The organism is Leisingera sp. MMG026, assembly GCF_021654205.1.
Taxonomy (GTDB): Bacteria; Pseudomonadota; Alphaproteobacteria; order Rhodobacterales; family Rhodobacteraceae; genus Leisingera.
In genome coordinates this window covers 62,363-82,035 of sequence record NZ_JAKFZM010000001.1, presented here as the reverse complement: position 1 = coordinate 82,035, position 19,673 = coordinate 62,363, and the positions used below count along the sequence as shown (strand labels likewise).

17 protein-coding genes are annotated in these 19,673 nt (G+C 62.0%); 8 read left to right on the top strand and 9 right to left on the bottom strand.

Annotated elements, in window-relative coordinates; all coding sequences use genetic code 11:
* Window positions 1–26 precede the first annotated feature (26 nt).
* Both L1069_RS00385 and trkA read right to left on the bottom strand, forming a co-directional pair.
* Window positions 27–1,562 (bottom strand): potassium transporter TrkG, encoded by a 1,536-nt coding sequence (locus L1069_RS00385; protein ID WP_237454428.1) that lies wholly within the window; start codon window positions 1,560–1,562, stop codon window positions 27–29.
* 1 nt (window position 1,563) lies between these two features.
* Window positions 1,564–2,940, bottom strand: coding sequence for a Trk system potassium transporter TrkA (gene trkA / locus L1069_RS00380; RefSeq protein ID WP_129370782.1), 1,377 nt, complete (start codon window positions 2,938–2,940; stop codon window positions 1,564–1,566).
* Window positions 2,941–3,074: 134 nt separating this feature from the next.
* On the opposite strand from trkA, the gene L1069_RS00375 reads away from it, so the two are divergent.
* Both L1069_RS00375 and L1069_RS00370 read left to right on the top strand, forming a co-directional pair.
* Entirely contained in the window at window positions 3,075–3,521 is a 447-nt protein-coding gene (locus L1069_RS00375; RefSeq protein WP_237454427.1) for a hypothetical protein, read from the top strand.
* A gap of 493 nt (window positions 3,522–4,014) precedes the next feature.
* Complete coding sequence (locus L1069_RS00370) at window positions 4,015–6,267, top strand: caspase family protein (protein ID WP_237454426.1); 2,253 nt, start codon at window positions 4,015–4,017, stop codon at window positions 6,265–6,267.
* A 55-nt stretch (window positions 6,268–6,322) separates the two neighbouring features.
* Here the strand turns inward: L1069_RS00370 and L1069_RS00365 are convergent, their stop codons facing one another.
* The 5 genes from L1069_RS00365 to dusB form a co-directional block, all read right to left on the bottom strand.
* Entirely contained in the window at window positions 6,323–7,732 is a 1,410-nt protein-coding gene (locus L1069_RS00365; protein WP_027258843.1) for a sigma-54 dependent transcriptional regulator, read from the bottom strand.
* Window positions 7,729–10,008, bottom strand: a complete 2,280-nt coding sequence (locus L1069_RS00360; RefSeq protein ID WP_237454425.1) for an ATP-binding protein — start codon at window positions 10,006–10,008, stop codon at window positions 7,729–7,731. The genes L1069_RS00365 and L1069_RS00360 overlap by 4 nt, the downstream gene beginning before the upstream one ends.
* 100 nt (window positions 10,009–10,108) lie before the next feature.
* Window positions 10,109–11,476 (bottom strand): response regulator, encoded by a 1,368-nt coding sequence (locus L1069_RS00355; protein ID WP_237454424.1) that lies wholly within the window; start codon window positions 11,474–11,476, stop codon window positions 10,109–10,111.
* A 3-nt stretch (window positions 11,477–11,479) separates the two neighbouring features.
* Window positions 11,480–12,559 carry an ATP-binding protein gene (locus tag L1069_RS00350; RefSeq protein ID WP_129370777.1) on the bottom strand — a complete coding sequence of 360 codons (1,080 nt, stop codon included), beginning with the start codon at window positions 12,557–12,559 and terminating at the stop codon, window positions 11,480–11,482.
* Complete coding sequence (gene dusB, locus L1069_RS00345) at window positions 12,556–13,542, bottom strand: tRNA dihydrouridine synthase DusB (RefSeq protein WP_237454423.1); 987 nt, start codon at window positions 13,540–13,542, stop codon at window positions 12,556–12,558. Before dusB ends, L1069_RS00350 begins: the two co-directional genes overlap by 4 nt.
* A 181-nt stretch (window positions 13,543–13,723) precedes the next feature.
* On the opposite strand from dusB, the gene L1069_RS00340 reads away from it, so the two are divergent.
* The 4 genes from L1069_RS00340 to L1069_RS00325 all read left to right on the top strand — a co-directional run bounded on the left by L1069_RS00340 (window position 13,724) and on the right by L1069_RS00325 (window position 17,170).
* Window positions 13,724–14,860 carry a bifunctional 2-C-methyl-D-erythritol 4-phosphate cytidylyltransferase/2-C-methyl-D-erythritol 2,4-cyclodiphosphate synthase gene (locus tag L1069_RS00340; RefSeq protein WP_237454422.1) on the top strand — a complete coding sequence of 379 codons (1,137 nt, stop codon included), beginning with the start codon at window positions 13,724–13,726 and terminating at the stop codon, window positions 14,858–14,860.
* Window positions 14,857–15,354, top strand: coding sequence for a phosphatidylglycerophosphatase A (locus L1069_RS00335; protein WP_237454421.1), 498 nt, complete (start codon window positions 14,857–14,859; stop codon window positions 15,352–15,354). Before L1069_RS00340 ends, L1069_RS00335 begins: the two co-directional genes overlap by 4 nt.
* A 2-nt stretch (window positions 15,355–15,356) precedes the next feature.
* The gene (locus L1069_RS00330) at window positions 15,357–15,824 is read left to right on the top strand and encodes a CinA family protein (RefSeq protein ID WP_134831291.1); all 468 of its coding nucleotides are present in this window, start codon (window positions 15,357–15,359) and stop codon (window positions 15,822–15,824) included.
* 164 nt (window positions 15,825–15,988) lie between these two features.
* Window positions 15,989–17,170 (top strand): ammonium transporter, encoded by a 1,182-nt coding sequence (locus tag L1069_RS00325; protein ID WP_237454420.1) that lies wholly within the window; start codon window positions 15,989–15,991, stop codon window positions 17,168–17,170.
* Between the two features lie 85 nt (window positions 17,171–17,255).
* Here L1069_RS00325 and tmpT read toward each other — a convergent pair whose 3' ends face one another.
* On the bottom strand, window positions 17,256–17,897 hold the full coding sequence (gene tmpT / locus L1069_RS00320) for a thiopurine S-methyltransferase (RefSeq protein WP_237454419.1): 642 nt from the start codon (window positions 17,895–17,897) through the stop codon (window positions 17,256–17,258).
* Between the two features lie 95 nt (window positions 17,898–17,992).
* Window positions 17,993–18,439 carry a type II toxin-antitoxin system RatA family toxin gene (locus tag L1069_RS00315; RefSeq protein WP_129370771.1) on the bottom strand — a complete coding sequence of 149 codons (447 nt, stop codon included), beginning with the start codon at window positions 18,437–18,439 and terminating at the stop codon, window positions 17,993–17,995.
* 74 nt (window positions 18,440–18,513) lie between these two features.
* On the opposite strand from L1069_RS00315, the gene hpt reads away from it, so the two are divergent.
* Both hpt and L1069_RS00305 read left to right on the top strand, forming a co-directional pair.
* Window positions 18,514–19,059, top strand: a complete 546-nt coding sequence (hpt, locus tag L1069_RS00310; RefSeq protein ID WP_237454418.1) for a hypoxanthine phosphoribosyltransferase — start codon at window positions 18,514–18,516, stop codon at window positions 19,057–19,059.
* 269 nt (window positions 19,060–19,328) lie between these two features.
* Entirely contained in the window at window positions 19,329–19,673 is a 345-nt protein-coding gene (locus L1069_RS00305) for a hypothetical protein (protein ID WP_237454417.1), read from the top strand.

Sequence of the window (19,673 nt, the reverse complement as noted above, 5' to 3'; positions counted from 1 at the left end):
AAAACACTTTTCACCCTCAAGGGCGGTCAGCTGCGCCAAAGGTTGGGTGACAGCAGCGCGATGAAGGCCAGGGTCTCCAGCCGCCCGAGAACCATCGCAATGCACAGGATCAGTTTGGCAGGATCTGTCAGAAGGTTCAGTACAATCGGCGTACTGCTGGCCGTATCAGCCAGCGGGCCGGTTGTTGACAGCGCCGCTACAGCCAGCACCAGCGATTGTTCGAAATCCGTGCCGACTGCGGCCAGCGCAGTGCTGACGACAGCCAGCGACAGGGCAAACAGCATGAAGAACACCCAAGCCACAAACGCTCCGTTCTTCTGCAAGCGCTTGGCGCGGTTGCCTTCGCTGCTGACCGAGCTGGGATGCACCAGCCGCTCCATTTCGCGCAGACCATTCAGGTACAGCGCGTAGACCCGCAACAGCTTGACCCCGCCCGCAGTGGTCGCGACACCGCCGCCGAACACCGCCAGCCCCAGCAGGATCATGCCCGGTGTTTCCAGCCCCGACCAGGCCTGGGCGGCTTCCCAATGCGTACTTTCAAATCCGGTGGTCGACAGGAAGGACAGCACTGTAAACAAGGTGCCCCAAAGCGCGTGCAGGGCTTGCGGCAGATCTTCACCGGCATCCACTTCATAGGCGGCCAGCCAGTGGCGCAGGAACAGCAGCAGCGGCACTCCGAAAACGATCAGCAGCCCGGTGCGGAATTCCGGATCCTTGTCCAGCCGCCCCTGCCCCGCGGTGACCGTGTCGCTGGAAAAAGTCAGCCGCGACAGCGCAAAGAACATGAACAGGAACATCACCATCTCGCCCGCCAGGCCGCTGGCGGCATTTTCCACCCCGCCGATGGCCGATATGCCCGAGGTCGCCATCACCGACATCGCATGGCTGAGACCTGCCAAGGCCTGTTCGCCTGTGATCATCAGCAACAGCCATAGCACAAGGGTCAGCCCGGCATAAACCGGCGCCAGGGTACGCGTCACCAGCACCAGCTGGCGGCGGGGATCTGCCCTCTCCATATGCAGAGGTGCGGCCGTGCCGCCGCCGGGCTCGCCTTTGGCAGTGACCTCAAACCCGCCCAGGGACATCGGCGCCAGCACTGCCGAGGCGGCCACCCACATCAACAGACCGCCCAGCCAGCCGACAATCGCCCGCCACAAATGCACGCTGGGCGGCAGCCGGTCCGGATCGCCCCAGACATCGGCGCCGGTGGTGGTGATGGCGCTGACCATATCGAAATAGGCGTTCAAAAACCGGGTGCTGACCAGTGCATCCTGAACCGGCACCGCCAGGAACAACGGCAGTACGGTGAACGTCGCCAGCAGCGACAGCAATTGTCCCGGCATCCCGTAGCGCGGCACCCGGTTGCCCATCGACAGGCCGATCAGCACCACCAGTATAAGCCCGGCAACGCCGGCATAGAAAAAGCTGCGCGAGGTGTGATGATCGTCCAGCACCAGCGCATGCACAGCAGGCAGCCACATCGCCAGCGAGGCAATGCCCCAGATCAGCAGGAACAGCGGCAGGCGCAGCACGCCAATGGGAGCTTTGACCGGGCGGCGCATCCTAGAAATAGTCGATCGAAACCTGCAGCAGGCGCTCGACCTCAGGCACGTCCGCCGCCATGGCAAACAGCGCGATCACATCGCCCGCCTCGATCCGCATCTGACCGGAAGGGCGCAGCATCTCGCCGTTCTTCAGAACGCCGCCGACCAGAACGCCTTCGGGGAAATCCGTCTCGCGGATCATCTGGCCGGCAATCGGCGAGGTCGACAAAACCTCGGCCTCGATCATTTCAGCCTCGGCATCCCCCAATGAGTAGACCTGCCGCACCCGGCCATAGCGGATGTGGCGCAGGATCGAGCTGACGGTGGTGGAGCGCGGGTTGATATAGGCGTCGATGCCCAGATGCGGCAACAGCGGCACCAGCGTCGGGTCATTGATCAGCGCAATGGCCAGCGGGCAGCCTTCAACCTTGGCGCGCACCGCGGCCAGAATGTTGGTCTTGTCGTCATCGGTCACCGCCAGCATCGCATCCGCTTTGTCGATGCCCGCCTCGATCATCAGCGCCCGGTCCAGACCGTCGCCGTTCAGCACAATCGTGCGTTCCAGCGTTTCCGCCGCCCGTTCAGCACAGGTACGGTCGCGTTCGATCATCTTGGCCCGGATCCGTGTTGTGCTTGCCTCCAGCGCCTTGGCCACTTCCAGGCCGACGTTGCCGCCGCCGACCACAACCACCCGGTCCTGGCGTGTTTCCTGCTTGCCGAACACTTCGATGGTGCGGGGCACATCATCGGCGTGGCTGAACACATAGCAGCTGTCGCCGACAAACAGCTGGTCGCCCGGTTCCGGCGCAAACAACGTGCCGTCGCGCCGCACCCCGACCACAATCGCGCGCAGCGTCGAAAACAATTCGGTCAGCTGCCGCAGCGGTGTATTCACCACCGGGCAATCGGCGTCGATCTGGATCCCCAGAAGCTGCGCCTTGCCGCCCATGAAGGTCTCGGTGTCAAACGCTGCCGGCGCCGACAGCCGCTGCATCGCTGCTGCCGCCACTTCCCGCTCGGGGCTGATCACCACGTCGATCGGCAAATGCTCGCGCTGGTAAAGGTCGGAATAGATTGCGGTCAGATAGCTTTTGGCCCGCAGGCGGGCAATCTTGCGCTGAACCTTGAAGACCGAATGCGCCACCTGGCAGGTCACCATGTTGACCTCGTCCGAATGGGTGGCCGCGATGATCATGTCGGCATCCCGTGCCCCGGCCCGGTCCAGCACATCCGGATAGGAGGCAAAACCATGGATCCCCTGCACGTCCAGCGTATCGGTTGCCCGCCGCACCAGTTCCGGGTTGTTGTCGACAACCGTCACATCGTTGTGCTCGCCGGACAGGTGCCGGGCGATCTGCCAGCCAACCTGGCCCGCGCCGCAGATAATGACCTTCATTTGCGTGTCCCTTGGCGGAATTTCGGGCGGAGTTTCGCCCGATGTGAATGACAGAAGCCGCTTTCACGGTCAATTTAATTGTAACTTGCTCTGATTGCAGCCATTCTTTGCTTATGTGCAAGGATCGAACGATCATGGCGGCCTTGGTCCTGCTGCTTGGCACGGCGGCCTGCGGACCGCTTCCTGTTTATTACAGGCAGGGGGCAGAAGTCTCGCGCCTGCAAAGTGATGAGCTTGGCTGTGCGGCACAATCGCTGCGGGATGCGCCCGTCGCCAATGAAATCCGCCAGCACCCCCCGGTTTTCCACCCCGGCCGCAAAGTCTGTTCCGGCGGCAGCTGTTATTACCGGCCCGGTTACTGGGTGAACGGCGGCATCTACACGGTGGATGTGAACAGACCCCTGCGCCTGCGGCTGGAGAAATCCTGCATGGCATCCAAGGGCTACCAGCAGATCGCGCTGAAACGCTGCACCCGGCGCAACCCCGCCGCCGTAGCCGGACCGCAGCTGGCCCCGCTGAGCGAAGCATCCTGCGCGCAGCGCAACAAGGATGGCAGCGTCAGCATCCGCACCGGCGGCTAGGCGCACTCCCTTGCCGAAAATGCGCGGCAGGCTAACTTTGAATTGCGCCTCCGGTTCAAGTAAGCTGGCGCCGGATTGTTTGTTGACCAGTATTTCATAAAGAAAGGTACCCGATGCGGATACATTTCCTGTTTGCCGCGCTGCCTCTTGCAGCTGTGACAGCCGCCTGCGAACCCGTGGCACCGATTGCCCCGCCACCGACAGCAGCCCCAGCGCCGGCACCTGCAACATACAGCGCGCCAGCAACGCGGCCGGCACCTGCAGCGGCTCCCAGGGCACCGGTCATCCCGGCAGAAGAAGCGCCTGAACCCGCCTATCAAGGCGGCGGTGGCGGAGGTTCCGGCGGCGGCGGCGGTGGTTCCGGCGGTGGCGGCGGCGGAGGAGGCAGTTGGTAATGTCTTTCGTGGCTTTCAGGGGCATTATTCGGGGCATATTCAAGTTATCTGCCCCTCCGGCCTTGGTGTGTGCTGCACTTCTTTCGGGCCAGGCTGCTTTGGCCGCCTACGAAACCCAGGAGAGCGGGACCGCCAGCGAGATCGCCATCGTCATTGGGATCCAGGACTATGACCATGTCTCCGACCTGACCAATACGCGGAACGATGCCGCCGCAGTTGCGGAGATGCTGAAGTCTTTCGGCTATTCGGTGTACGAAGGATATGACCTCGACAAACGCGGGTTCGAAGCCTTGCTGCGCCAGGCGGCTCTGAACATCCGTGAAGGCAGCCAGGTCTTTTTCTATTATGCAGGCCATGGCATTCAGCTGGGGCGGCGCAACTACCTGCTGACCAGCGACGCGGAGCTGAGCGGCATTAATGACCTGCCATTCCAATCTGTTACACTGGACCAGGTCTCTGCCATTCTGGGAGGCAAGGCCAGCAGCCAGATCCTGATGCTGGACTCCTGCCGGGACAACCCGGTTCCCCAGGCCAAACTCAACGCAGAAGTCGGGGCACAGCTTTATGAGGCCCGTTCAGGGTTTGACGTCTTCAGGCCGCCACTCAATACCCTGGTGGCATTTTCCACCTCGCCAGGGGCAACTGCCCTGGACGGTGATCCAGGCGGCAACAGTCCGTACACAGCCTCTGTCATTCAGCATTTTCCCGCCCGCCCCGATGATGACGCGATGACGGTTCTCGCGGCGATCCGGGGCGACGTCTATGCCTCCACCGGCAATCAGCAGGTGCCTTGGGAAAGTTCGACTCTGATGCAGAAAATTTATCTGCGGCCGCCGGAACGGTCCATGAATGTGGCCGGAACGGAACCCGCCGCCATGCTGTCCAGCCTTGACCAGCTGCCAGCTGAGCTGTCGGTGAAAATCCCGCTGGGCCGGTCCTTGGAACTGGCGTCGGAAATCCAACCTTATATCGGCACGGGGACCACGGTGTCGATTGTTGAAACATCTTCGGCCGGCGTGACCTCGCTGCAGACCGGGACGGGATCCGGCCTTAGCCTCAATTACGCACCGCAACTGACCGAGCTTCCTGCCCGCAAGGATGGCGGACAGGTCCGCAAGGACCGGATGGTGCTGCGCCTGGCCCAAGGCGAAGCGGTGCGCGACGTCACCCTGAACCTGGAAATGATTGCGCGGCAATGCGACCTGGAGGCCGGGGATCTTCTCGATCTTCAAGGCGTAGGTCTGTACCGTTATCCGAATGAGATCAACCTGAAAGTCGCGAAAACCGCCTGCCGGCAAGCCGCTGAGACGGCGCCGGAAATCGGCCGTTTCCATTACCAGTTGGGCCGTGCCGTTCTGGCTCAGGGAAGCCTGACCGGCGCGTTCTCCAATTTTCAGAAAGCTGCTGATCTGGGGCATGTCCGCGCCTACCACGCTCTGGCAAAGCTCTACACCAGCCCGCACATTGACCGCCAGGCGATCGCCATCCCCCTGGACCCGGAAAAGGCTGCCAGCCTTTGGGAAAAGGGCATCGCTGCGGGCGATCCTTTTGCCATGCATTCCCACGGCAAGCGGCTGTTGCACAGTACCCAGAACCCGCAAGACCGGGAGCGCGGCTTTGACCTTCTGAGCCGGGCAGTGGAGCTGGGGCATACCTATTCGATGAACGAACTGGGGGTCTTCTTTCTCTGGAGCGGCGCTGAACTGGCGCAACCCGAACGCGGCCTGTCCTATCTGCAGGCCTCAGCCGGGCGCGGTGACATCTACGGTACTGCTAACCTTGGCTATGTCTACCGCGACGGAGGCGCGGGCCAGGCGGTGGACAAGGAAAAAGCGCGCGCGCTGTTTGCCGAAGCGGCACAATTGGGCCACCCGCGCGCCCCGGCTGAGATCGGCCGGATGATCATGGGCGGCGACTTGCCCGGCAGCGACGCAGCTGAAGCACTGGAATGGTATGACATGGGGCTGTCGCGCGGCGACGCCTGGGGTGGTTCGAACGGCGCTTGGGTAGCCCTTAACAGGCTGCCGGACCGGATCCCCGCCCATGCTGCTGCTGCGCGGGCAGGCAAGGCGATGGCTTTGAACGATCCCGATGCACGCGCCGCAGCGCGGGAATTGCTGACCGGCATGGCTGAAACAGACGTTGCCGCAGGCACCCAGTACATCCTGCGCCAGCTGGGGGCCGGAATTGCCATCGACGGCCAGTTCGGCCCGTCATCCCGCAAGCAACTGGGCAATTGGGCGCGCAAGGCAGGTCTGCCCGCAACCGTTCCCGGCGATGCCATCAGCCAGCTGCGACTGGCCGCGCAGATCCATTTTGCGCTGAACCCGATCCGCCAGGACCTGTTCTGACCCTATGATGCAGCACCGCCTGCGCCCGGTGGTGCCGGGCGCAATGGCGGCCTGATCAGGCCTGCTCTTCCTCGGCCTCCACATGCGCCACCCGGGCGCCTGCCTTGTTGGAGGTCACCACCCCCAGAGACTTCAGCTTGCGGTGCAGCGCAGACCGCTCCATGCCGACAAACGACGCCGTGCGGCTGATGTTGCCGCCAAAGCGATTGATCTGGGTCAGCAGGTATTCGCGCTCAAACGCCTCCCGCGCCTCGCGCAGCGGCAATGTCGCCAGCGCGCCGGACAGGACCACCCGGCCCTCCTCCTGCGGCTTGTCTTCTTCGCGCGGCAAATCCTTGGCCTCGATCGGGCCGCTGCCATCGCCAAGGATCAGCACCCGCTCCACCAGATTCTTAAGCTGGCGCACGTTGCCCGGCCATAGCATGGTCTGCATCAACGCCACCGCCTCTTCGGTCAGCACCCGCAGCGGCAGCCCCTGGGCTTCGTTGAACTGAGCAATGAAATGGCCGGCCAGCAGCGGAATATCCTCGCGCCGGTCCGCCAGCGACGGCACCGCAACCGGCACAACATTCAGCCGGTGATACAGCTCTTGCCGGAACCCGCCTGCTTCGATTTCAGCATCCAGGTCTTTGTTAGTGGCGGAAACCACCCGCAGATCGACACGGATTTTGTCCGAACCGCCAACCCGCTGGAACTGCTGATCCACCAGCACCCGCAAAATCTTGGACTGGGTTCCCAGCGGCATATCGGCAACTTCATCAAAGAACACCACACCGCCATGCGCCTGTTCCAGCAAGCCGGGTTCCACCCCGCGCTCCGAGGATTCGCGGCCGAACAGAACCTCTTCCATCCGGTCGGGTTCGATACTGGCACAGTTGACGGTGATGAAGGGTGCGGACGCCCGGTTTGAATTGGCATGGATATAGCGCGCAGCAATCTCTTTGCCGCTGCCGGCCGGTCCGGTCAGCATTACCCTGCCGTTCGACTTGGTCACCTTGTCCAGCTGGCTGATCAACGTCCGGAACGACGCAGAGGTGCCGATCATTTCCGCCGGGCCTGTATCCCTGCGCTTGAGATCCGAATTTTCCCGGCGCAGGCGCGAGGTTTCCATGGCGCGGCGGATCACCACCATCAGCTGGTCGATATTGAAGGGCTTCTCGATGAAATCATAGGCCCCCTGCTTGATCGCTGCGACAGCGATTTCGATGTTGCCGTGTCCGGAAATGATCACCACCGGAACTTCCGGATTGTCGCGCTTAACCGCCTTCAGGATATCGATGCCGTCCATCTGGCTGTCTTTCAGCCAGATATCCAGGATCATCAGCGCCGGTTCGGCGTCTTCCAGACGGGCCATGCATTCGTCGGAATTGGCAGCCTTTCGTGTGGCATAGCCTTCATCCTCAAGAATATCCGAGACCAGTTCCCGGATGTCGCGCTCGTCATCTACAATCAGAATGTCACTCATGTCAGACCTGCTTTCACTGTGCTCTTGTTTGGCGCCGCTGCCCGGTTTGCGGCGGGCAGACGGATTACCGCCATCGCGCCGTAATGCGCGTGTCCCTCGAATACCGGGGCATCTTCCAGCGTCAGCGTGCCCCCGTGCTCTTCGATGATTTTTTTAACGATCGGCAGCCCCAGCCCGGTGCCCGCATCCCGCGTGGTCACATAAGGCTCAAACAGCCGTGCCCGGTCTTCGGGCAAGCCGATGCCGTTGTCGGCGATACGGACTTCATAGAAATTGCCTGCCTTGACTGCTGCCACCCGGATTTCCGGCACCAGCCCCTGCGGATTTTCCTTTATTTGCAGACTTTCAATGGCTTCGCCTGCGTTTTTGATCAGATTGGTCAAGGCCTGTCCAATCATTGTGGCATCCAGATCCGAAGGCATGGCTGTCTCGGACAGCTCCGCCTTGATCCGGACACCGGGCTGGCCCTGCTGCTGCAGGATTACCGCGTCCCGCAGCAGTTTGACCAGATCCTCTTCGCGCCGCTCCGGTTCCGGCATGCGGGCGAATTTCGAGAATTCATCGACGATCCTGCGCAGATCATTGGTCTGGCGCACGATCACATCGGTCATGGATTGCAGCTGATCGCTGTTCTCCTCGCCCAGTTTGGGCGCGAATTTGCGTTTGATCCGTTCCGCGCTCAGCTGGATCGGGGTCAGCGGGTTCTTGATCTCATGGGCAATCCGGCGCGCCACATCGCCCCAGGCCGCCATCCGCTGGGCGCTGACAAGATCGGTTACATCATCAAACGCCACCACATAACCTTCCAGCCGGCCCTGTTCCGACCGGCGCGGCGACATCCGCACCAGCAGGTTTTCCAGCCGGCCCTGACGCGTGACTTTGATTTCCTCCTGCACAACCTCGGCGCTGGTTTCGATCAATTCCACAAACAGCGGCCCGAACTCCGGCACTGCAACGGACAAGGCCAGGGATTGCTGATCCTCCTGCCAGTCCAGCAGCCGCTCAGCCGAGCGGTTTACAAATGTGACACGCCCGTCGGCATCCAGCCCGGCAACCCCGGACGTCACCGATGACAGCACCGAATCAAACAGGCGGCGGCGGCGTTCAATCTGGCGGGTATTGTCCACAAGGCGCCCGTGCTGCGCCTTAAGTTCGCGCGTCATCTGATTGAAATACTGACCCAATTGGGAAATTTCATCGCCGCCGTCGTCAATCGGCACTTGCACGTCCAAATTGCCGGAGCCAACCCGTTGCGCCGCCACCGTCAGCCGTCCGACCGGACGCGACAGCCGCTCGGCAAACCACATCCCCAGCCACATCGCCGCCAGGATCAGAATCACTGCAAAACCGATATAGAGCAGCGCAAATTCAAACAGCACCCTGCCGCGCTCGCTTTCCAGCTGCTGATACAGATGGGCTGTTTCCTGGGTGTCGTCCAGAAGGTTCAGAAGCTCGCCGTCCACATCGCGGCTGATGTACAGGAACCGGTCGACAAACGCCTCCAGCCGCACCAGCGCGCGGAATTCATTGTTGCTCCAATCCTCAATCAGCAGAAAACCGTCCGCACGGGCGGCACCGATCTGGCGGTTGTTCGGCTTCTCGAAATCGAATTCGTAAGACCGCTCGCCGCGCGCCCGGATCAGGCCGGCACTGTCGACGATATATGCCTCGCGCAGCCCGCGCTGAATTTGCAGCTGGCCTTGCGACAGCACCAGACGAAGCTCAGCATCATTGATGAAAAAACTGCGGGAACGGCTGTTGTCCAGGTAACGCGCCAGCGCCCGGGCATCTTCGCTCAGGTCATTTTTCTGCTGCGTCTGATAGGCGTCCGCCGCAGCCAGAGAGCTGCCGATCACCTGCCGAACCCGCTGCGAAAACCAGCCCTCCAGCCCGACATTCACCGTCAGGACGGCGAACACGGCCACGATGACTGTGGGGATCAGCGCCAAAAATCCAAAAGCGCCGATCAGCCTCAGGTGCAGGCGGGATCCCGCTGACTTGGAGCGCCGCGCGGCAAACAGGCGGACAATCTGGGCCATCACCAGCGCAGCGATGGTCAGGATATAGACCAAATCCGCCAACAGAATGAGCCGCAGCGACCGGGACGACGCGCCCTGCCCCAGCGGACCGATGATAAGGAATGTCGCCAGTGCCAGAGCCGGCCCCAGCACCACCAGCCCGATAGTGCCGATATTGCGGGCCCGGCGGGTTCTCCGCCACCGGTCCAAGGCCGCAAAAGGCCCGTATGCTGCCCTCAGATGTGACTTATGCGCCACTGACTGCCCTCATCCTGATGTGCGACTCTTTGCGAGTCACCGCCATATCTCGTGGCCCTGCCTAGGAAAATCACAACAAGGCCACATTTCTGTGGCGATATTACATCAGTTTGCGGCGGCGTGTCACCTCAATATCCAGATCAGTGATCTTCTTTCGCAAAGTATTCCGGTTGATCCCCAGCAATTCGGCGCATTTCGCCTGGTTGCCGCCGGTCGCCGTCAGCGCGATTTCGATCAGCGGCGTCTCTACTTCACGCAGCAGCCGCATATAGAGGCCCGGCGGCGGCAGCAAGTCGCCATGCAAATCGAAATAGCGCTGCAGATGGCGGGCCACGGACTCAGATAGCTTTTCATTGGCAAGACCTGCCACCGCAGGCTCCGGCCCGCTCTGCGGCCCCAGCACAGCGGCCGCATCGGATTGGCTGATTTCCTCATTGCGGGCCGTCAGCGCCAGCCGCCTGACGGTGTTTTCCAGCTGGCGGACGTTGCCGGGCCAGCCAAAGTGGCGCAGCGCTTCGCGCGCGCCCTCGCTCAGCTCGCGGTGCGGCGCGCCTTCGTTCTCGGCCCGGATCAGGAAATGCTCGGCCAGCAGCGGAATATCCTCCACCCGTTCCCGCAGCGCCGGCACTTGCAGCGCGGTGCCGCAGATCCGGTAGTAGAGATCCTGGCGCAGCTCCCCGGCTTCCATCGCCGCGGCCAGGTCTTTCTGACTGGAGGCGATGAACCGCGGTGCGTGGTCGCCCGGCGTGTCCATCATCCGCACCAGCCGAGCCTGCGCTTCTTCCGGCAGGTCCGCCAATTCGTCAATCACCAGCGAGCCGCCCTTGGCCTGGGCCAGCAACCGCGCCGGGCCTTCCAGGTCGATCAATGCCGCGGCATCCGCGTGGATAAAGGGCAAAGTCCGCCGATCTGAAAAGTCATGAATAGCCTGCGCAATCAGAGACTTCCCAGTGCCGCTTTCCCCAGTGATCAACAACGGCAGTTCCGTGTTCATCACCCGCGCGATCAGCCGGTACAGCGCCTGCATCACCTCGCTGCGGCCAATCAGCGGCAGCTCTTCCGGCTGATCCGGCGCTTCGGTCTTTGCGGTGGCAGGCGCCACCCGCTTGGCCGCCAATGCTTTGGCCGTGCGCTTCATCAGCTCGGGCAGGTCAAAAGGTTTCGGCAGATAGTCGTAGGCTTCCGCTTCCTCTGCCTTGATCGCCGTCATGATGGTATTCTGCGCCGAAATCACGATCACCGGCAGCCCGGGCCGGTCGGCCTGGATCTTGGGCAGCATCTCCAGCCCGTTTCCGTCCGGCATCATCACGTCTGAAATGACGGCATCGCCTTTCCCCTCGGCCACCCAGCGCATCAGAGTGGTCAGCGAAGAGGTCGCATGCACTTTGCAGCCCGCGCGCGTCAGCGCCTGGGTCAGTACGGTGCGGATGGTGCGGTCGTCATCTGCGACCAGAACGGTGCCGTCCATGGATCAGCTCTCCTGCGGTTTTGCGTCACGCGGCACGCGCGACAGCGACAGCCGGAACAGCGTGCGCCCGGGAACCGAGCTTACGGATATCCAGCCATTATGCTCCGAGAGGATCTTGCTCACCAACGCAAGCCCCAGCCCGGTGCCATTCTCCCGGCCCGATACAAACGGGTCGAATATGTCATCCTTGATCTTCTCCGGCAGCCCCGGCCCGTCGTCGCAGATTTCAATTTGCAGCGGCAGAAGCTTACCTGTTCCATCACTGCGGCGCAGCCGGAAGGAATGCTCATAAAAAGTACGGATGGAAATATTTCCACCCTTATTATCAGCCGCTTCCGATGCATTCTTAAGAAGGTTCAGCACCACCTGCAGCAGCTGATCCGCATCCCCCCAGGCCATCGGCAGCGAGGGATCGTAGTTTTCCGTTATAGTCATGCGGGCACCAAACCCCAGCAGCGCCGACCGCCGCGCCCGGTCCAGCACATCATGCAGATTCACCGGTTTGAAGGCCGGCCCGGTCAGGTTTCCGAACTGCTCCACCTGATCCAGAAGTTTCACGATCCGGCGGCTTTCGCTGACGATCAGTTCAGTCAGTTCCAAGTCTTCGGACCTCAGGTTCATACTCAATAGCTGGGCCGCGCCAGTGATCCCCGCCAGCGGGTTCTTGATCTCATGTGCCAGCATCTCCGCCATGCCAATGGCCGAGGCGGCGGCAGATTTCGCCGAATGAGTCTGGGTCATCCGCCCGGCAAGTTCGCGCGGGGTGACCATCAGCAGCATCACACCCTCCTGCCCCTGCAAAGGGGCGATCTGCACCCCGCATTGCAGCGGCGCCCGGCTGCCCGAACCGACATCAATGTCATTCACGAACAGCGGCGTGCCCTGAACACGGGCGCGGGCAAAGGCTTCTTCAATCGGCGCGTCAATGGCCAGCGTGTCCCAAACGGGCTGCCCCACCAGCGCCTTGCGCGACGTATTCAGAAATCCCTCACCCGCCGCATTCACATCGGCGATCCTGTCCCGGGAATCGATCAGGAACGCGGGCACTGGCAGAGAGGCCCAGAGGGCGGCACTGTCCATCATGCGGCGGCCTCCGCATCTTGCGCGCTCAGCGCCTCCGGCAGCAGGGCCAGGACCTCTGCCGGGTCTTTTTGCGTCAGCACCGCCCGGCGCATCGCGGGGCCGGTCCCGGCCTCATCCATGTACCAGCCCAGATGCTTGCGCGCGACGCGCACGCCCAGGTCCTGCCCGTAAAACTCCAACATCGCCTTGTAATGCTCTGAAACCATTAGGATCAACGCATCCCCTTCCGGGATCTCCGGCGCCGGGGTGCCCCATAGCTCATGGGCCACCTGAGCAAGCAGCCAGGGCTTGCCTTCGGCGCCGCGCCCGATCATCACGCCGTCAGCACCGGACAATTCCAGCGCCCGGCGTGCGGTTGCTGTGTCCACGATGTCGCCATTGGCCAGCAGCGGCACTGTCACAGCGTCCTTGACGCCCCGGATCGCCTTCCAATCCGCCGACCCCTTGTAGAACTGGCAGCGGGTGCGGCCATGAATCGTAATCATCTGCACGCCGGCATCGCAGGCCCGCCGCCCCACATCCGGCGCGTTCAGGCAGTTGTCGTCCCAGCCCAGCCGGGTCTTCAGCGTCACCGGCACATCCACCGCACCGACCACCGCCTCGATCAGCCGCAGCGCGTGATCCGGCGTCTTCAGCAGGGCTGAGCCTGAATAGCCATTGGTCACCTTTTTGGCAGGGCAGCCCATGTTGATGTCGATGATCCGCGCGCCCTGCCCGGCGACGTGTTTCGCGGCCTCGGAAATCCAGTATTCATCCCGTCCGGCCAGCTGCACCGCAGTGTTCTCCACATCTGCGCTCAACTCCGCCCGTTCGCGCACGCCAGGCTTGGCCTGTACCATCTCCTGGCTTGCCACCATCTCACTCACCATCAGCCCTGCTCCGAAAGAGCGGACCAGGTCCCGGAACGGACGGTCGGTGATTCCAGCCATCGGCGCCAGCGCGATCGGCGGAGACATGGAGGTGGTTCCAAGCGTGAAGGACAACTGCCTAATCCTTGTGCAACTGAGGTGTTTTTACCCGAAGCCTTTGCTATGCAGCAATGAAACTGCGCTTTGCAAGGCACAGCAAATCACCACTTGCCTATTTTTCAGGCACATTCCGTGGGGTGATTGCCTATCCCTGCGCCACCTCATAAACAAATGCCGAACTTATCATGAGGCCCGCATGACCACCGCAGCCCTGATCGTCGCCGCCGGCCGAGGCACCCGTGCAGGCGGCGGCACGCCGAAACAATGGCGTCCGCTGAAAACCCGCCGGGTGATTGATTGGACGCTGGAGGCCTTTGACAAAGCAGGTGTGGATCTCACGGTGCTTGTGCTGTCGCCCGATGACACCGCCGCTTGGGACGAGTTCTCCGGTCGCCCCAGCTTGATCCTGGCCGAGGGCGGTGCCGAACGCGCAGCCTCTGTCCTGAACGGGCTGAAGGCTCTGGAGACGCATGGCGTGGAGAAAGTGCTGATCCACGACGCCGCCCGCCCCTGTATCAGCAGCGATCTGATCCACAGCATTCTCAATGCCTTGGACGAGGTACCTGCAGCTGCCCCGGCGCTTGCTGTGACCGACGCGCTGTGGACTGGCGAAGAGAACACCGTCACGGGTACTCAGGACCGCAATGGCTTATTTGCGGCGCAAACCCCGCAAGGGTTCCGCTACGGCGCAATCCTCGCTGCCCACAACGCCCATCCCGGCGGTGCCGCAGATGATGTTGAGGTTGCGCGCGCCGCAGGTCTTGACGTTGCAATCATTCCGGGCGAGCCGGACAATATCAAAATAACCCGCCCCGAGGATTTTGCCCGGGCGGAACGCATTCTGGGAGCTGACATGGATATCAGGCTTGGCAATGGCTACGACGTGCACCGGTTCGGCCCCGGCGGCAGCGTGATCCTCTGCGGTGTCGAAATCCCGCATGAGAAAACCCTGCAGGGCCACTCCGACGCCGATGTCGGGATGCACGCCGTCACCGATGCGATCTATGGCGCATTGGCCCGCGGCGACATTGGCCAGCATTTCCCGCCCTCCGATCCGCAGTGGAAGGGTGCTGCCAGCGAGATTTTCCTGCGCCATGCCGCCAATCTGGCGCGCGAGATGGGGTTCACCCTGTCGAACATCGATTGCACCCTGGTCTGTGAATACCCCAAAGTCGGCCCCCACGCGGCCCGCATGCGTGACGTCATGGCCCAAATCCTGGGTATCGAGGCTGACAGGGTTTCGATCAAGGCCACCACGTCTGAACGCCTTGGCTTCACCGGCCGCGGCGAGGGCATCGCCGCCATCGCCACCGCTGCCCTGGTGAAGACATGACACCGGCCCAGATGATCGGCACCGTCTGCGGCGTTGGCTATATGCGCCCGGCCCCTGGCACCTGGGGATCGCTGGCCGCCCTGCCCTTGGCCTACGGGCTGCATCAGCTGGGCGGATTTCCCTTGCTGGCCCTGGCGACCCTTGCCTGCATCCCCGCTGGCATCTGGGCGACCAAGATCATGACCGCCGGCAGCGACGACCACGACCCATCGGAAATCGTGGTGGATGAGGTCGCAGGCCAGTGGATCGCGCTTTGGGCCATCTCCTATCCGGCCTGGGCGCATGGCATTCCTATCACCGCACTTTGGCCTGGCTGGATCAGCGCGTTCCTGCTGTTCCGCCTGTTCGACATCTGGAAACCCGGCCCTGTCGGCTGGGCAGATCGCAAAGAGGGCCCGTTTGGTGTTATGATGGATGATGTCATCGCCGGCATCATGGCCGCCATCGGCGTTGCCCTGCTGGCCGGCTTCTCGCACGGGGTACTGGGATTATGAGTGTGGATGTGGCAAAACTGATCACCCAGGCAAAGGCGGCAGGTCTCACCATTGCCACCGCCGAAAGCTGCACCGGCGGCATGATTGCCGCGGCGCTGACGGATATTCCCGGCTCCTCCGCCGTGGTCGACCGCGGCTTTGTCACCTACTCCAACAACGCCAAGATGCAGATGCTGGGCGTGAAGGCGGAAACTCTGGACGCCAAAGGGGCGGTCAGCGAGGAGGTCGCGGCTGAGATGGCCGCAGGTGCGGTGGCACAGGCAGGTGTTTCGCTCGCGGTCTCTGTCACTGGCATCGCCGGTCCCGGCGGATCAGAGTTCAAACCCGAGGGCCGCGTCTGTTTTGGCCTGGCGCGTGCAGGCTATCCTGCGGTGACTGAAACCGTGGACTTCGGCGCCATTGGCCGCGCCAATGTCCGAACAGCGGCCCGCGATCACGCGCTGTTCCTGCTGGTGCAGGCAATTTCTTAAACCGGCCGCATTCCGGGCAGCACCTGCAAAAGCCTGCCCAAAAAACCGGCACTTGCAAAAAAGCCGCCGATTTGTGCGGCTTGCGAACCTCTGCCGCTTTTTTTCGCGCAGGTTTTCCGCTTTCTCCTGACCTCACCGGTTTTTCAAGGGGAAGGAACACTCGGATGAACGGAGCGGACACCGCATGGATCATTGTGGCCACGGCCCTGGTCCTTTTCATGACACTGCCAGGGCTGGCCTTGTTTTACGGCGGGCTTGTACGTGCCCGCAATGTTCTCAGCGTCTTTATGCATTGCTACGCCATTGCCTGTTTGATGAGCGTTCTGTGGCTCGCCTTCGGCTACACAATCGCCTTTGGCAGCGGCACTTCCGGCATCTGGGGCGGGCTGGACAAAATGTTCCTGAACGGTGTCACCGCCGACAGCCTGTCCGGCACCCTGCCCGAGGTTCTGTTTTTTGCCTTCCAGATGACATTTGCCATCATCACGCCCGCGCTGATCGTCGGCGCCTATGTGGAGCGGGTGGGCTTTGGCTTTGTCCTCGTGTTCTCGGGGCTTTGGATGCTGCTGTGCTATGCGCCGGTGGTGCATTGGATCTGGGGCGGCGGTTTCCTGGCCGATGGCGGTATCTTCGGCGAAACGGGTGTGAAGGACTTTGCCGGCGGCATCGTGGTGCATGAGACCGCAGGTATCGCTGCGCTGATCATCGCCTTCTACCTTGGCCCGCGTAAAAACCGCGCCATCCCGCCGCACAATCCCGGCTATGTGATGATCGGGGCCGCGATGCTGTGGGTCGGCTGGTTCGGCTTCAATGGCGGCTCGCAGCTGGCCGCGGACGGCGGGGCCGCAATGGCGCTGACGGTGACACATATCTCTGCTGCTACTGCGTCGCTCAGCTGGGCGATGTGGGAAAAGATCAAATACGGCAAGGCGTCGCTGGTGGGTCTGGTCACCGGCACCATTGCGGGGCTTGCCTCTATCACCCCGGCCTCCGGCTTTGTCGGGCCCATGGAAGCGCTGATCATCGGCGCCATTGCCGGCGTGCTGTGCCAGGAGATGGTCAACCTGGTGCGCAACAAGATGCAGATCGACGACACGCTGGATGTGTTTGCCGTGCATGGCGTCGGCGGTATCTTTGGCACAATCATGATTGCGCTCTTCGGCGCCGGCACCTGGACCGCGCAGCTGGGCGGGCTGGCCATTGTCGGCGTCTTTACCGTGGCTGTAACCATTGCGCTGGTGAAAATCTCCGCTTTCATCACGTCTTTGCGCGTGGATCTTGAAAGCGAGACCAACGGCCTCGATCTTTCAGTACATGGTGAGCGTGCGTACGACATGAACAGCTGACCCCGGCTATGGCGCATGCCGCCACTCACGGCAGACGGTGCAATTTCCGCACCGGGCGGGTCCCCTCGGGGGCCCGTCTTGCGTTCTAAACCAGCGGTTTCAGCAGCCAGGCCTGCTCCAGCGCATTGCAGCGCTCACCGATCCGGCCGTCTGCCGCACGTTCCTCGGCAAGCGTGATTGCATGGGTTTCCTGATACAATGCCCGCACAGTTTCACCTGGCACCGAAAACGGCGGTCCTTCCATCAAAGACTGGTCATAATCAAACCCGACCAGCAACTGTTGTGCCGGGCCTGCAATCCTGTTGATGTGCGCGGCATAGGCCTCGCGATCCTCAGGCTTGACCGCGACCAGTGCCGCCCGGTCGTAAATTACATCCACTTGGCCAATATGCGCCGGGGTCAGCGCAAAGAAGTCACCCGCAAAAAGGGTCAGCGCGCCCGCCTGGAAACATATAAGGTCCCCTTGCCGGATCACCTCAGGCTCCAGACCCTGGCGGGCAAAAACCTCCTCAACAGCGCCCTGATTGAATTCAATCCCGGATACCTGCAGCCCTTGGGTGCACAGCCAGTCCAGGTCCAGTGCCTTACCGCAAAGCGGCACAAAAACCGACTGGCCCGCGTGCAAGCCCAGCTTTGGAAAATGCTGCGTCAGCAGGGTGTTGGGCGCATCTTCGTGAAAGCCGATCCGGTTCTCGCGCCAGCGCGCCTGCCAAAAGTCCTGTTCCATCCCGGCGCAACCTTTCCTGATTGATATTGAGACCAGCCCCGATACAACTTCAAGCCCGCCTCAAGTCAATTCAGAAATGCCGGTCAAAGCGCGTGTCAGGTGTACAGCTCCGCCGCCCGGCGTTCAAAAGCGCGCACAATGCGCTGCATCGCCTCGTTGAAGACCACGCCGATGATACCCTGCAGCACCGCGTTCTTGAATTCGAAATCAACAAAGAAAGACACATCACAGGTGCCGTCCTCGCGCGGGGCAAAGGCCCAGTGGGACTTCATGTAGCGAAATGGGCCGTCCAGATATTCGGTATCGATCTTACGCTCGCCCGGATACAGCGTCACCCGGCTGCCAAAGCGTTCACGGAACACCTTGAAGGAGATCACCAGATCCGCCTCCAACACTTCGGCCCCGCCGATCGGTGCGCGGCTGCGGATGCGGGCGGCGGCACACCAAGGCAGGAATTTCGGGTACTGTGCGACATCGGCCACCAGATCGTACATCTGCTGCGCCGAATAGGGCATCTGGCGGGTTTCCGAGTGTGTGGGCATCGGCCTGCTGATTTTCTGCTACAATTGTGCCGCGTCATGTCCTATGAACGCGCGGGAAATTCAAGGGGGCAGCCATGTCACAGCGTCCATATGTCATTGATGTGATGATCTCGGCCAAGGCCATTGCAGCACGGATCGAAGAGCTTTGCGGGGAAATCAAGGCTGAATTCCGCGATACTGACAAGCTGGTCGTGGTTGGCCTGTTGCGCGGCAGTTTCGTATTCATCGCCGATCTGGTGCGTGAGCTGGACCTGCCGATCGAGGTTGATTTCCTCGAGGCATCATCTTACGGCGACTTAATGGAAAGCAGCCGGGAAGTGCGTATTCTCAAGGACTTGCGCGGCGCCATTGAAGGGCGTGACGTGCTGGTGGTGGAAGACATCGTCGACACCGGCCACACGCTGAACCATGTCACCCACCTGCTGCAAAGCCGCAATCCGGCGCGGCTGAAATCCATTGCGCTGCTGGACAAGCCATCGCGGCGTGAAGTGGATTTCCGCTCGGATTGGGTGGGTTTCGAAATCCCCGACGAATTTGTTGTCGGCTATGGCATCGACTATGCGCAGCGCAACCGGAACCTGCCGCATATCGGCAAAGTGCGGTTCACCGGCGAGGACTAGGCCAAGCCCCAAGCGGCGGGCGGACTCGCCCGCCCTGCGCGTGCCTAGGTGACCAGGCTCCCTGCGTGCCCCCTGCACACGACCTGTGCAGCCAGCCGCAGGCTTCGTGCAGAAATGCCACAAAATTCAGAAACCTGCGCGCCGCCGCGTACCGGCACAGCTCCGCCTGCCGGCCCGCTGCTGCCGGCGGTTTCCAGCGCAGCGGATTTGCCTTTTCTGCCCGTCTCGATCAACTGAAGCGAAGAAGCAGTGACGACAGGAAATCCGCAATGAAGAAGGTAATGGCGGCAGCCGCAGCAGCAGCCATGGGTCTTGCCCTTGCCCCCGCAGTGTCCCACGCAGGACCGCCGAAATGGGCGCCGGGCCACAAGAACAGCGCGGCTCATTATGCGCCGGGCCAGGTCAAGAAACGCCAACGCGCCAAAAACGGCCCTGATCACGGCCATATCCAAGGCGGTGATTGGATTTATGTGGATGACTACCACCGCTGGGGGCTGGAGCCGCCGCGCGACGGGCACCGCTATGTGCGCCAGGGCGACAAGATCTTTGAGGTGGTCAAAGACACGCTGGCCATCATCGGCGCAGTTGCCGTTGTTGATGCGCTGGTGAATTGA